General features: G+C 64.0%; 9 protein-coding genes. 3 read left to right on the top strand and 6 right to left on the bottom strand.

Features of this window, described 5'->3' with window-relative positions; all coding sequences use genetic code 11:
* Positions 1-13 precede the first annotated feature (13 nt).
* Genes ABL844_RS31205 through ABL844_RS31215 form a run of 3 tightly spaced genes read left to right on the top strand, consistent with a single transcriptional unit; the run spans position 14 to position 5,438 of the window.
* On the top strand, positions 14-4,381 hold the full coding sequence (locus ABL844_RS31205; RefSeq protein WP_418130018.1) for a pilus assembly protein: 4,368 nt from the start codon (positions 14-16) through the stop codon (positions 4,379-4,381).
* 2 nt (positions 4,382-4,383) lie between these two features.
* Positions 4,384-4,863, top strand: coding sequence for a type IV pilin protein (locus ABL844_RS31210; protein ID WP_418130019.1), 480 nt, complete (start codon positions 4,384-4,386; stop codon positions 4,861-4,863).
* Positions 4,860-5,438 (top strand): GspH/FimT family pseudopilin, encoded by a 579-nt coding sequence (locus ABL844_RS31215; RefSeq protein WP_418130020.1) that lies wholly within the window; start codon positions 4,860-4,862, stop codon positions 5,436-5,438. Before ABL844_RS31210 ends, ABL844_RS31215 begins: the two co-directional genes overlap by 4 nt.
* A gap of 59 nt (positions 5,439-5,497) precedes the next feature.
* Here the strand turns inward: ABL844_RS31215 and ABL844_RS31220 are convergent, their stop codons facing one another.
* From ABL844_RS31220 to pilV, 6 genes are all read right to left on the bottom strand, one after another.
* Positions 5,498-6,826: a PglL family O-oligosaccharyltransferase gene (locus tag ABL844_RS31220; RefSeq protein ID WP_418130021.1), complete on the bottom strand. Its 1,329-nt coding sequence runs from the start codon at positions 6,824-6,826 to the stop codon at positions 5,498-5,500.
* Positions 6,827-7,378: 552 nt separating this feature from the next.
* On the bottom strand, positions 7,379-7,804 hold the full coding sequence (locus tag ABL844_RS31225) for a type IV pilin protein (protein ID WP_418130022.1): 426 nt from the start codon (positions 7,802-7,804) through the stop codon (positions 7,379-7,381).
* Between the two features lie 104 nt (positions 7,805-7,908).
* On the bottom strand, positions 7,909-12,891 hold the full coding sequence (locus tag ABL844_RS31230) for a PilC/PilY family type IV pilus protein (protein ID WP_418130023.1): 4,983 nt from the start codon (positions 12,889-12,891) through the stop codon (positions 7,909-7,911).
* A 15-nt stretch (positions 12,892-12,906) separates the two neighbouring features.
* A complete protein-coding gene (locus tag ABL844_RS31235; RefSeq protein ID WP_418130024.1) occupies positions 12,907-13,407 on the bottom strand; it encodes a pilus assembly PilX family protein in 501 nt (166 codons plus the stop codon).
* A gap of 68 nt (positions 13,408-13,475) precedes the next feature.
* Positions 13,476-14,333 carry a PilW family protein gene (locus ABL844_RS31240; protein ID WP_418130025.1) on the bottom strand — a complete coding sequence of 286 codons (858 nt, stop codon included), beginning with the start codon at positions 14,331-14,333 and terminating at the stop codon, positions 13,476-13,478.
* A 4-nt stretch (positions 14,334-14,337) separates the two neighbouring features.
* The gene (pilV, locus tag ABL844_RS31245) at positions 14,338-14,829 is read right to left on the bottom strand and encodes a type IV pilus modification protein PilV (RefSeq protein WP_418130026.1); all 492 of its coding nucleotides are present in this window, start codon (positions 14,827-14,829) and stop codon (positions 14,338-14,340) included.
* Positions 14,830-14,842 lie beyond the last annotated feature (13 nt).

Below are 14,842 nucleotides of genomic sequence, written 5' to 3' on the forward strand. Positions count from 1 at the left end.
CGAGCAGCCTTCCATGACAACGTTCTCTTCCCATCCAAGGCCCTGGTTCAAGCGGCCGCGCATGCTCGCGCAGCTTTCGCTCCCACTGGCGGCGGCGGCCTTGCTCGCGGTGTCGATCGCGGGCAGCCGCACGACGGCACCCGACATCAGGCCCATCGCGCTGGCGAGCGAGCCACTGTATGCGACCACCTCCGGAGACAAGCCCACCATCACGCTGGCACTGTCGGTGGAGTTCCCGACCGTCGGAGCGCAGTACACGGCCGGCGGTACCTCCGACAACACGTACAGCAACCTGAACGAGTACATCGGCTACTACGACGCGAATGCCTGCTATGCGTACAACGACGCGCCGAACGAAACGCCTGCAGCGGGCCTCAAGGCCTCCGACTACAAGCGCTTCGACCGCATCCAGTCCAGCACGCGCACGGACCGCATGTGCGAGGACGGCTTCAGCGGCAACTTCCTGAACTGGGCCAGCAGCTCGGCCATCGACATGCTGCGCCTGGCCCTCTCGGGCGGCGACCGCTACATCGACACGAGCGACCTGACCATCCTGCAGCGCGCGGTGCTTCCCAACGGAAACCCCACCTGCATGTGGAACACGACCAACTTTCCCTCGAAGAAGCTGCTGCGCGACGGCGGTGGCAGTGGCAGGTACTGGGGCGCGGTGCCGCAGCGGATGATCGCCGCGGCCGGCGCCAGCGACATCTGGGTGGCGAACACCTTGAACCGCATCTACTTCGGTACCGCCCTGGGCGGCAGCTGCACTGCCACGGGCAGCTACAGCCTGAGCGCCAGCACGTCGACAGCGCCGTTTCCCTTCCACGGCGACAAGCCTGCCTACGTCGCGTCGTCCAGTTGCGCCAACGAGGACGCCAACTGCGACTTCTCCGATACGAGGGAGGTCTGGTACGGAGCCGGCAACACCTGGATGGTCGGCCGGTTCACGGGCGGCACCTCCTGCAGCAACGCCGTATTCACCGACCCCGCGCCGGGCGTTGCCAAAGCTTGCTACACGGCCCCCGCCGGCTCCACCGCGAGGCCGGCCCATGACCTCAACGGCGATGGCTTCTTCTACTCCCGCGTGAGGGTTTGCGAGAAGACCAGCGCCGGCGACCTGGCCGACGTGCGCGACTACAGCTTCTGCACCAAGTACCCGAGCGGCAACTACAAGCCGACCGGTACCGTGCAGAAGTACAGCGACAGATTGCGCCTGGCTGCCTTCGGCTACCTGATGGAGCAGACGTACAGCGCCAAAGGCGGACGATATGGCGGCGTGCTGCGCGCGCCCATGAAGTACGTCGGCGCCAAGACCTTCGACATCAACGGCATCGAGAACACGCCCACCGGCGGCAACGCGGCAGCCGAATGGGACGCCACCACGGGCGTATTCGCGGCCAATCCGGACGGCAGAACGCTGTCGGGCACCAATGCCACCTTCGGCGTGAGCGGGGTCATCAACTACCTCAACAAGTTCGGTCGCACCGGGCCGGTGGCGGGCCGCTACAAGGTGTACGACCCGGTCAGCGAGCTCTACTACGAGTCCCTTCGCTATTTGCAGGGGCTGCAGCCGAGCGAAGACGCCGTCAGCAAGATGACGACGGCCATGTACGACGGCTATCCGGTATTCACCACCTGGAGCGATCCCTACGGGGATGGGCGCACCAGCTCCAGCAACTACGCCTGCCTCAAGAGCAACATCGTGGTCATCGGCGACATCAACACGCACGACGGCGACTATCGCTTTCCCAAACCCGATCCGGCACTGAACCATCCAAACGTCGACGACTGGACGAAGACGGTCATCGCCTTCGAGAAGGGAACGGCCAAGGAATACCTCGACGGGCAGGGCAAGAAACGAGAGACGAAAGGCAACCCTGCTCCCAACGCTGATGTACGCACCCACTCGATCATCGGGCACTCATACTGGGCCCATACGCACGACATCCGCGGCACGGACTGGACTGCGCAACCCAGCATGCAGCGCCCCGGCCTGCGCGTGAAGAGCTTCTTCTTCGACGTGAACGAACACGGCAATCAGAAAGACGCCAATACCCGGCGCAACAGAAACCAGTTCTTCACTGCGGCGAAGTACGGTGGTTTCGAGTCGGACCCCTCCAACCCAGGCCGCAAGCCCTTCAACACCTTCGGCAACCCCTTCCAGCGCCAGGACGGCACGGCCGATGACAACGTCTGGCAGGACAGTGCCCGGCCCGGCGAGGCCAGCACCTACTATCTGCAAAGCAGTGCCCGCAGCGTGCTGAGCGCGTTCGACAGCATCTTCAGCCGCGCATCGACCTCCGCGCGAAGCATTGCCGGCAGCGCGGTGCAGTCGAAGTCGCTGCAGACGAGCAACGCCGTCTACCAGGGTGCGTTCGACACCAGCGACTGGAGCGGCGACCTGTTTTCGCAGGCGATCACGATCAGCGATGGCAAGGCCAGCATCTCGCCCACCCCGACGTGGTCGGCCTCGAGCCGCCTGGCTGCGCTCTCCGCGCCTGCAACTTCACGCAACATCGTGATCGGGCGTGCGGGCAATGCCGTGCCCAAGGCCAGTCCGTTCCTGTGGGACTCGCTGACCGACGCGCAAAGGGCCGACCTGGGCAAGCTCACGCCCTCGACCAGGGCCGACTCGCTGGGCTCCGACCGAGTGAGCTACCTGCGCGGAAGCAACGCCCTCGAAGGCTCGCAATTCCGCCGGCGCAACAGGAAGCTGCTGGGAGACATCATCAATTCGAGCGTGGTGTATTCGGGCGCACCCGCCAACAACATCAACTCGACCTCGTACGCCGCCTTCCGGACGGCAAACCTCGGCCGCACTCCTGCTGTCTTCGTGGGCGCCAACGACGGCATGCTGCACGCCTTCAACGCCGGCACCGGCGATGAACTGTTCGGCTACATCCCCAGCTGGATGTCGCCCAGGCTGGCCGCGCTGACCGACGTGAACTACGTGTCCCACCATCAGAGCTATGTGGACGGCCCGCCGGTGGTGGCCGAAGCGCAGGTGGGCTCCGCCGGCACTTCGGCCGACTGGAAGACGGTGCTGGTTTCCGGCACCGGTGCAGGCGGGCGCGGCGTCTTCGCACTGGACGTCACCGACCCGACGGCCTTCGACGCATCGAAGGTGATGTGGGAGTTCACGGCGGACGACGACGTCGACATGGGATTCGTCGTCGGGCAGCCGCAGATCCTGAAGATGCGCACCAGCGCACCGACGGCAACGACCGCCACCTACAAGTGGTTCGCGGTGGTCGCCAGCGGGGTGAACAACTACACCAAGGCCAACTCGGACAACAAATTCAGCACCGGCCATCCCGCCATCTTCCTGCTCGATCTGTCGAAGGCGCCGGAAACGGCCTGGAAACTCGGCACCAACTACTACAAGGTGGAACTGCCCTACGACGCTACGTTGGCCGTGACCAAGCCCACCGGCGTGCTCAACTTCAAGGCAGCCATCGCCACCGGCGGCAATCGCGAAGTGGCCCAGATCTTCGTGGGAGACCTGCACGGCAACATGTGGAAGCTCGACTTCCGCAGCCACGGCACCTCCCGGTGGAACATGGCGAACCTGTCGGCCTTCAAGAAGGCCAGCGACAACGCCCCTTACCCGCTCTTCGTCGCCAAGGACAGCGAAGGCAAGGTGCAGCCCATCAGCATGGCGCCCACGCTGGTGACCGCGGCGAATGACCCCAGGGCCATTCTGGTGGCCTTCGGCACCGGCAAGTACCTCGAGATGGACGACCGCTCGTCGACGGCGCAGAACTCGTTCTACGTGATCTACGACGACGGCACGGCCACTCCCGATGCGACGCCGAACGGCTCCGGCGCCATCAGCGGGCGTGCCCGGCTGAGAGCGGCCACCATCGACTCCAAGGGCGCTATCACGGTGCCCGGCTTCACCTGGGGCCGCGCCACGAGCGACCTGACGACAGCATCGAGCGTGAGCTCGGGCTGGTACATGGACTACGCGAGTTCCGAACGGCAGGTGAGCGCGGCGACGCTGCGCGGCGACACGCTCGTATTCGCCAGCCTGATCCCGGCGGCCGCGGGCGACTCGAGTTCCTGCGGCGCGAGTGGAGGCGGCGGCAACGCCTACATCGTCAACGTGGACACGGGAATCGGAACGCGGAGCGCATCGACGGTCGGCATCACGGGAGAGCCGCTGGTGATCGAGGTGGCCAGCACGGTCGCCGCCATCAGCAACGGCACGGGCCAGCGCGCGAGACGGATCACGAGCCAGGCGATTTCGCAAGGCTCCGGCGGCATCGACAACGTCGGAGACGGCACCGACGGCAGCGGACAGGTGACGGTCACCCTCATCGGAGGGCGGCTGAGCTGGCGGCAGATCAACAACTACCTGGATCTGAAGCGCGGATCGTGAGCATGAACAACACAACGAAGCGCGCCGCGGTGCGCGGATTCACGCTGATCGAGCTGATGATCGTCGTGGCCGTGATCGGGATCCTGGCGGCCATCGCCTATCCGTCGTACACGGAGGCGGTTCTGAAGGGCCGGCGGGCACAGGCGCGGACTGCGCTGCTGGAGTTGATGCAGCAGCAGGAGAGATACATGACGCAGCGCAACGCATACCTGGCGTTCAACACCGACGCCACGAGCGGCGCCACGACGCCGGCCAGTGCCTCGAGCACCTTCAAGGTCCATTCGGGAGACAACGCCTCCGCCCCGGCCTACTGGCTTTCCGCGGCCAAATGCGGCGACCAGGCGCTCACCGATTGCGTGCTGCTCACCGCCACACCCACCCGCACGGACGCCGCAGCCGGTTCGCTGACCCTCGGCAGCACGGGCGCCAAGGGCTGCACGGGTACGGCCGCGAGCACGAACTTCCGGGTCTGCTGGCCATGAACGCCCGTAAGCTGCCTCCTCGGGAAAAGGGCTTCACCCTGATCGAATTGATGGTGACGATAGCCGTCGCCGCAATCCTGATGATGGTCGGCGTGCCGAGCTTCGTCGCCTTTCACCGCAACTCCCAGCTCACCTCGGCGGCGAACTCGTTCATCGCGGCCTTGAATGCGGCCAGGGGAGAGGCGATGAAGCGAGGCAGGCAGGCGGTCGTCGTGCCGCGCGCGGACAACGACTGGGCGACCGGCTGGACCGTCTTCGTCGACACCGACAACAACCGGAAGCTCGATGATTCGGACATCCTCATCACGCGGCAGGATGCGCTGCCCGCCTACTTCTCGGCGACAGGCCAGGGTACGGCGAAGAGCAGCCCTGCGTACATCATGTTCAACCCTTCGGGCTACACGCAGACCAGCGATTCGACCTTCCAGTCCGCCACGCTGAAGATCGAACGCAACGACATCCCGGACGCGACGAAGACCCGGCAGACCCGCATCGTGGTGATCGCAAAGACGGGGCGAGCAAGGGTCTGCCAACCCGCGACGGATACGACGTGCACGACGTCGGCGAGCGAGTGATCGATTGACGGCCGCGAGCGTGCGCGGCACCTCGATCGGGCCGGCTCGCCGGTCTTGCTCTATGGCGGCGGCAGCTGCTCCGGACCGCGATCGGCCTCCTTCAGCCAGCGGGCGAACTCCTGTGGAAAAGCGTCGCTGAAACGCTCTGCCTGCGCCCTGGCTTCACTCTCGCGCCCCAGCAGTTCGGCGCTTTCGATCAGCTTGACGATGACGCGCGGCTCCGGCGAGAAATGAATCACCCGCTGCGCGAGCGAGTGCATCTCGGCGGCATTCGCGGGCGTCACGGTGGTCAGCGTCAGTTCCGCGAACTCGGCCTGGCGCCCGAAGAACCACGTGCCCCGCACCTTGGCGAGCGTGTCCTCCCTGTACGCGGAAAGCCGTTCGTCGGGTGACAGGTAGATCTGGCTGACGCGGACGTAGTCCCAGCTGGCGAGCCCCACGACCGCCAGCATGACGCCCGCCGCCAGGGATGACAGCGCAGGCCGGACCGCAACGCCGCCCGCGCCCGGCCAAAGAATGCCGAGGCACAGTCCGAACACCAGCTGGAACGGTCCATACCAGAGCGGATATTCGAGCAGGCTGTGCAGCACGATCGCACCCAGCATGCCCCAGGCCATCAGGCGCGCAGGGTCCCGCTCCCGCCAGGGCCGCGCGGCCAGCACCATCCAGAGAAAGCCGCCGCAGATCAGCACGGCGGCGGGAATGCCCAACTCCACCGCCAGATGCAGCGGGAGGTTGTGCGCGTTGTCGAGAATCTCGACGAACCGGGCGCCGTCGTAATGGGTGCTGTAGTGGGCGAAGCTGAGCTCGCCCCATCCCCAGCCCGCCCAGGGGTGCTGGGCGATCAGCGCGAGCACGTTGCGCCACAGGATCAGGCGGCTGTGGTCCTGGGGGGCGCCGGTTTGCAGGCGTTGGAGCATGCTTTCTACAGGGCCGTCGCCGCCGGTGGCCAACTGGGGGAGGAGCCAGGCGATGGTGAAGTAGAGGGGGATGGTGGCGAGCAGCCACTTCGGATCCGGCAGGCGATAGGTGGTAGCGCTGCGTTGCGGCGCGCCTCGCCTTTCCCGCATGGCGATGAAAGTCGCCACGGCGATGATCGACAACAATTGCAGCAGACCGGTGCGCGAGGTCGACGCTGCCGCCGCGACCAGCAGGAGCCCGGCCGCCGCCATCAAACGCCGCCGGACGTGAATTGCATCGCTGGTGGCATATAGCCACAGGGCTGCGCACCAAGCCATGCTGATCAGGGTCGCGAACTGGTTGCGCTGTCGAAGGTTGCCGTAGGCCTGCCCCAGCGCCGGGGAAGTGGTCCAGGGGACGAGGGGGTCGGCAAGTCCGTAGTACTGGAGCAGGCCCAGAACGGCGCTGACGAGGCCGGCGGAGAGCACTCCCCAAGCTAATCCGACCACACACGAGGCGGCGCCCGACATGCGCGCACCTGCCAGCGCCGCAACCGCTACTACCACCACCGCAGTGCACGCAGGCACCCAGGAGCCCCCCGTGACCCCATGAAACACGGCGGTACAGCCAGCGCAGATCATCAACCAGCACAGTGCACGGTGGTCGAGCGCTCCTCCTCGGCCGCTGTACGAGAACAGCAGGAGTGCGATGCAGGCCCATGCACAAAGCATCTGCCAGGCACTGACAGATGGGCCGGCCACCCATGGAGACAGAAAAGGGAGGGCGATCATTGCCGCGCGGAACCGTTGCATCGGCGGAATTGTGCAGCGCACGCGGTACGCGGACATATGCCGATCCGGCAACAGACATCCATTCAGGCATGAGCTGCCTTTTCCTTCAGCCCTACCGTCGGCGAGACATTTCGTCGGACCGACAAAACGTGCGCCGTAGTCGCAGATACGCTGCAGCCTCCCATGCAAGACGCGCCGGAGGGCTGCAGATCGAAGCCGGCGCGAACTATTGCGGGAACAGCGCGCTGACTAACGCCAGCAATCCGCAGGCGTACCCGGGGTATTGGCCGCGATCCCCTTGGTACCTTTTGCATCCAAGGTGAAGTCGCCGCACTTGCGGTCCGAAGCCTGCACCCCCGAACGCTGGGCCTTCAACGTATAGCCACCGTCGCTGCCATCTGCGGCTGCACTCAAAACCAGCGTGTAGTAGCCGTTTTGCGACGCAGCGCCATACGGAAGCTTCAGCTTGTCCGCGTCAGTCGTGTAACTCCCGTTCTGCGCCCTCCAACGCTCCTGGCGTGCAGCTGCATCGCTGAGCAGGTTCTGTCCCTCCACTCGCCGGGACCGCATCGCGTATTCCGTATATGACGGATACGCAATGGCCGCCAGGATGGCGACGATGGCCACTGTGATCATCAGCTCGATCAGGGTGAAGCCCTTTTCAGCATTGCGCACTTGTTTCTCCTTCAAAAGCTCTGCTGCCCGCCATTTGCAGCGAGCGCGAGCGGCGTCAGGCGACGCCTCCGCCCTCTTCCTTGCAACCGAGCGAACGTGAAACATCAGTTCGGCGGTTGCTTGCGCCAGCTCTGGCGGCCAAACTGCAGACCGTGATTGACCCGCTTTTCGGCATTCGCGGTGGGGTCGAAAATCCGCTCCCCGCGAATGGTCTGCCTGCCGGCGCCGGTTTCCGTGCCATTGACCTGGCCGCCAGCGATCGAGTCAGCGGCAGTGAAAACGCCGTCGCCGTTCATGTCGAACACGACATAGTCAGTGCGGCCGCCGCCATTCGGATCGATGCCGTAGATCGTGCCACTCATGCCTGCCGCACAAGGGTCTTCCGACGTACGCACCGACGTAAGGAACAACCCCCGTCCATACAACGTCATGTCGTAGACCATCTTCTCCCCATTGCGCGGCAGATCCACCATCCAGCCCCATTTCTCGACATCGCTGTCCCGCTTACCGGTGGCATTGGTCTTGTACCAGAGCACCGTGTTGTTCGTCAGCGAGAAATTGCCCGAGCCGGCCACCAGTTCCTCGAACGTCTGGGCCTGCAGATCCGTGCGCCCCTTGGACGCCGTCGGAAGTGGCGTAGGGGCAGTCGCACCCCTTGCGCTGTAGCGATCCCAGATGCCATACGCGGTCTGCTTCTGCGCGTTGCTCTTGTCGCTGGCCGTCAGCAGGCGGCCGGTGCCGAAGATCACCAGATCGCCCAATCCCGTGGGGTGCTGAATCACGTAGGGAGCTGCTGTAATGGCTTGGCGCTTGCCGTCCGCATCTTTGGCGGTGTAGAACTTCTGCACCGTCCACGCCGAAATATCACCGCTGCTCATGTCGAAGCGCCAGACGTTGCCGGCCAGGTCGCCTGCGTACGCCAGATCCACCTTGCCGTCTCGGTTGTTGTCCACGGCGGTCAGTCGCGACAGGCCGTTGCCCAGGGGCATCGAGGCCGTCAGCTCGGCGGCCGTCATGCCGCCATCCAGATCGAAGCGCCGCAGCACGCTGCCGTTGGAGATGTCCAGGACGAACAGGCTGGCACCGCCACCGCCCGCAGTGCTGTTGCCCCCTTGATAGCCACTCGGCACCAAGGCAACCCATTTGCCTTTGCCGGTTGCAGGATCATTGAGGCGGGCGATGGTCGGCTGCGGAAGCGAGCTGCCCATGTTGGAATTCTGATCGGAACCGAACTCCCACAGCAGCTGAGGCGAAGTGGGATTGGTGACGTCGAGAGCGAACACCTGCCTGCCGCCGGCACCCAGGCTGCCGATCACCACCTTGTGCCAGGCCGAGCCGAAATACACATCCGAGGCAACAGGGGAGCCGTCGACGTAGTAGCGATGGGGCGTCCCGTCCTTCTTACCGTAATCGGGCACTGTGAGCGTGTTCAGGTTGCCGCGCAACGCAGTGGGAATGAAGGCGAACTCCTCCGCGCCGTTGTCGGCACGGAAGGCGTGGAACATCCCGTCGTTGGCGCCGACGTAGATCATCTCTGGCTGGCTCGCCTGACCGGTGGCGAAGGCCGCGTAGTTGCTGCCGGTGCCTTCCAGCGGATCTGCGGCACCCGCACGATAGAGCGCGCCCTTCACGCGCAGCGGCGACGAGTTCACGATGTCGCCCAGCACGTTGGGGCTGGTGCCATTCGGCAGGTTCTTGCGAACGCGAAGCACGTTGGTCTCGCCACGCAGGAAGCCGATACGCTGCTCGGCCTTGCCGTCGGCCCGGCCTGTGGCGGGATCCAGGTTAAGCGCAGTGAGCCATGCAGCATCGGCCGTCTGCGCATTGATACCCGCGAACGTGAAGGGGCGCAGGGTCGGCGTGGTGCTACCGGCGCCCGCGTACAGAATCTTGCGGGTGGTCTTGTCGCGCGCAGCCAGTTGCTCCGCAGCGCTCCACTGCCGCACATAGTTCAGTCCGGTAGTGGCGTTTTCGGTGAGCCTTTCGCGGATGACGTCACCCACCCAGCCGTCGGCCTCGAAACGGGTGCGGTAGATGTCGGCTCCAGCCGCGATCGTGCCACCAGGCACATCGACCGAGACCGCCGTCACGGAATTGGTGTTTTGCAGGATGTCGTTGAACGCCTTGGTCATCTGCGCCTTCAGCGTGGTGGCGTTCGTGACCAGGAAATAGTTGTCCGGGTCGCCCACAACCGAGGCTGGATCGCGCCCCGGCATGCCGTACTTGGCGGCGTACCAGAGAGGGTCCTTGAGGAAGCTGCCGGAGGTGCTGTTGGTGCTGGGCGTGAAGGTCCGGCTGGCCGAGAGCGGCAGCGACGCGCACTCCGAATCGGAGGCTCTTCCCACACAATAGCCCGGCGCGCGGTTGGGAGGCGTGTTCAGCGCGTAGTACACGGAACCCGTGTCCTTGTCGCGCACCTCGAGGTACATGCCGTCCTGCGTGGTGCCGGAGATCACATAGCCCATGTGCTGACCGATGCTGCCCGCCGCATATTCGGACAGCATGTCGACCTTCACAGTGCCGTTGGCCTGCAACGAAACGACGTAGCGCGAGATGGCATCCATGTCGTGGTCGGCGCCCTGCTCCACATCTTCATAGTTGATGCGGAACTCGGCATAGGGCCGCCCCTCGTTGATGCTGCTGTTCTGGTCTGCCGTGCCGGTGTTGGCGATCCGGTCCACATAGTAATCCACGATCTGGTCGGTCGGCGCGAAGCGCGTGGGATCGATGTTGAAGCCAGTCACGGACTTGGCGAAGGGGGAAATCGTCACGAACCGGCCATTGCCCACCGGGAAGCGAATCTGCGGCAGAGGGGAGGCGATGGCCACCGAGTAGGTCATCAAACGGTTCTTACCCCTGGCGTTGCCGAAAACGGCATTGTTGGCGCCGAAACGGGATACGCCCGCAGAGTAGTAACTACCCTCCTTGCTTGGCTCCTGGGGCGATAGTCCGCGTACCCAGGAGAGATCGTCGACCGTCTTCACCGACGGCGCGCCATTGGCATTGGTCGAATTCGACTGGCCGATGAAGAAGCTCTTGCCGTGTATGCCCTCGGCCGCGCCAATGGCACTCACCTCGTTGGCGACATTAAAGCCGGTCAATGCGTCAGCGTTGAGCGCGATGGACTGGTAGCGACTGCCCGGCATCTTCGTGTCGTACGAAGGATTGATGTCGCTGAGGACCGTCATCACCGGGCGCGCGCAGTGCTGGTAGCCACCGCCGTTGGGCTTTGCCGCATAGGGCGATATCCAGTCGGGCTTGGAAAGATTCAGCGGATCCACGCTGTCCTTGGCTCCGCTGCCGTAGTCGTACTGGCTGTGCGCGCTGGTGGCTCCGCCGAAATAGCGCATCGTCTCGAACATCATCTCGCCCACGGGGTTACCCCACATCGAACACATCGATGGATCGGTCTTGCCGCTGATGGGGCCGTCGACGATCCACCCGCAGTCGTTGTACTGACTGCCGTTGAAGCCGATCAGGCGCAAGCGGTCGATGTTGGCAACGACGCCCGCGACACCCGTCTGGAACACGCCAGTTTGCGGATTGACCTCGTCGGCAAAGCTGCTCATGTTGCGCCGCAGAATGCCACCCGCGATGTTCTTCTGATACGAGCCCGAGAGCAGGCCGAAGTACATCTTGTTGTTTTCGCCGAAATCGTGCAGCAGGCCAGTCGGCTTGTAGATGGCCGTGCCGCCGCTGTTCGGATATGACTTGCAACTGGCTTCACGCAGGGCCGCGTCAGTGCTGGAACAGGCCTCGACCCGGATCTTGCGGGTCGTGATCGCGCTGGCGGGCCGCGTTATTTTCAAGGCCAGTCCCCAGTTGTCGTCCCCACTTCCTTCGACATGGCGAAACCTTACAGTCTTCCAGCCTGCCGTGGCGAAATTGAAGTCTTTGGAGTGGCTCTGCAAGCCGTTCTGGCTGCGGTCCGCGCCGTGGCCGCCATACCAGCCCCAGGCTGTGCCATCGATGGTGGCCTCCACGGCGTCGTCTCCATCGACGGCAAAGGTATAGGCCCCCGACGTCGGAATGTAGATCTCGCCCGAGATCTCGGTCAGGTAGTTGTCGTGAGTGCAGCCGTTGGTGCCGGCGAACGGATTGTTGTTTCCGCCGGTAGTATCGATCAGGCTGATCGTGCTTGTTCCGCAACGGTTGACATTCGTGCCGTTATCGTTGAAGAACTTGGTCATCTGCGTCCCGTTCCCCGGAGTGCCCGCATTGTTCGTCTTCTTCCACGTCATGATGGTCAGGTTCCGGTATGCGCTACTGGGCAACATCTCGAACACCGAGCCCCCATCCGCCGCGCATGCCACCCCGCCCAAACAGACGTCCTGCCCTGCGGTCCCCTCCTTGGATACCCAGTCCCAGATCTGGAATTTGGAGTCGTTCAGAACCCTCAGGCGAGGGATCGCGTTGTCTCCGGTTTCACCCAGCGTGGTCACGGCAAAAAGGTGGCGGGTGCCGCTTGCCGGCTGCGCCAGCGGTGCGTAGTCGCTGATGTTGTAGACGGCGCCATCACGCGCGGGATCGTAAGCCTTGCCCCAGGCATGCGCATCGCGAGGCACATAGGCCGCCTGCAGAACGGTACTGCTGGTGGTGTCCGTCACGCGCGTTCCACCATAGAGCACCCGGCGCATGGCATCCATCCGCGACGTAGCGAGGTAGTTCAGGAAGTCACCGCTCCAACGTGTACCGCCGGCACAGATCTTCTTCTTGGCACCCGTGGCAGCCGCAACGGGCGTGAACTTGTCGTCGGCGTATGTGTAGCAGGCGTTGTTGTTGAAGTAGCCGTAGTAGTCGATCTGGTCGGGCTTGTAGCCGACGTCGATCACACCGTCGCCGTTCAGATCGGACGCGTCGTTGTAAGCCTCGTAGTAGAGCTTGTGATCGCGACCCATCACGAGCATGTTCAGCGGCGGATTGCTTTCGCTCACGAACAGCGGCGTTTGTGCGAGGCCCGTGTCTCCGGCGTCTTGCGCGGTCGCAAGGTGCTGGCCGAAAAGCAGCGCGGCTCCGGCCGCAAGCAGGCCTACGGCGTGGAAGGTACGGAATATGAGGCGATTCGTTGAACGTGTGGAGCGAGCCATTGCAGCCCTCCTCGACTATTTGATGAAGAGATTGACCGTGGAACGCAGACAGAACGCCTGCGGACCGCAGGCTTGCACGCTGCTTTCGCCGGTAGCCTGGGCGTTGAGTTCGTAAAACTCGGTGCATCCGGTGGTTGCAGCTTCGAGGGCGGATGTCGCGCTCGAGCCCTTGGGGCAGACAGTGGAGATGTAGCGCGGATACCAATAGCCGTAGGGGCCGGTGAAACCGGTGGCAGCAACCTTGGAGGTAAACGTGGTGCTCAGTCCAAGAGGATCGGTACGGGCCTCCGAGACGAAACAAGGCTTGACGCCGTCATAGGGGCTGGCGGCGCCATCCGCACACTTGGACAGCGACAGGCCGTACTTCTGGATGGCACGCTCCCCTTCCCGCAGCGCGCCGTCCGCCGTTTCCTGCAGACGCTGGCTTTCGAGCATGTTGCCGGCGATGCGCGATTCCAGAGTGACGGTGCGCATGCCCACCACGGCCAGCACGAGCACCAGCAGCATCATGATCATCGCAACGAACAGAGCCGCTCCGCGCTGACGCGAACGTGGCGAAGGAGGCAGGGGGTGACGTGGCACGCTCATGGCATCAGGTTTCTCAACGTAAGGGAGCCGCTGGCCAATTGGTAGAGTTGCCCCTTGGTGGTGTCGCAACTGGCACGAGCGCCGCCAGCGCGTTCCCAGCGATCACAGACGGATGACTCCATGCCTCCAGTGACCCTTTCGGTCGTACTCGCCAAAAGGACGGCATAACGCAAGGAACGAATGACGTCATCAGCGCCAAGGGTTCCGGTCTTGAACTGCTCGACGCGCCGCTCGGCGAACGAGTCACTGCCCTTGCCGACGCCGAACTCGAAAAGCACGTCGCGCACGCCGGCCGCCACTTCCTGCTTGGTTTCGGCTTGGCTGCCGGCCTGGCAGGCCAGCGCGCCCTGGCCAAGAAAATACTTTTCGACGAAAAGGCCCGCGCCCAAGGCAGGCGCGGGTGGCGCTTCATAAGCGCCCAGTCCGGCAATGCCCGCTGCGGATCCTGCGCAGTCCTTTTCATTGTTGTCGCGCGCTTGATAGCGGATGCACAAGGTGCTTGCATCGACGGCATAGATCGCCTGGCCCACGGCGAACTTGCAGCCATTGGGATGAGCACTGGCATCGGCCGGGAAGGCTTCATCCATGGGCTGCGTTGGATCGCGCCGATAACCGGCCTTCGTGAACTCGTCGTCCAAGGTTCCGAGCGCATAGCGGCTGTTGCCGAGGTTTTCGCTCTGGCTGGTACGAAAACCGAAGTTGCGCGCCCCCTCGATGTAGATCGTGGTGGCGATCAGAATGACGACAAGGCCTACGGCCACCGCCACCATGAGCTCGACCAGCGAGATACCCTGCTCGGCCGCGCGAGAGCGGCGAAGGACACGGACGTGCGTCTGAGGAGATGCAAGCAACATGGGCTCAGAGCCTCGATCGCAATATGTACGAGCAGAAATCATTGTCAGTTCCGTCCAGACATTCGCCCTTCTTGACCGGCCAGGCTACGGTGACCGAGATCACGCCACTTGTCGCGTCAAGGCCGACGACAAAGTTGCTCGTGACAAGCGCATCCGGCAGTTCGGGCATGAGTTGCTTGGCACGCATGCCCCAGCAGCCCAACCGCTTGGCTGGGACTGCAGCCAATGGCTGGCAATCGCTTGCGGTGACGGCGCTCAGTTCGGCGCCAGCAGCTTTCGCATACCCACCCAGATCTGACTTGGGCGTGCCATTGGCCTGAAGAATGGTGAGCGTGTCGCCACGCATCGTCTCCATCAATTCGGCGGCGATCATCGATGCCATCTGCCGCCGCTCGGTGTCGGTGGTGAACTGGATAGCCCGCACATGCATGCCCGCAGCGCCAAGCAGGCCGATGCTTACGAGCAGGACCGCCATGAGAACTTCGATGAGACTCAAGCCCGCCTGTCGG

This window comes from Variovorax sp. 278MFTsu5.1, assembly GCF_048305045.1.
In the GTDB taxonomy this organism is placed as follows: domain Bacteria; phylum Pseudomonadota; class Gammaproteobacteria; order Burkholderiales; family Burkholderiaceae_C; genus Variovorax; species Variovorax guangxiensis.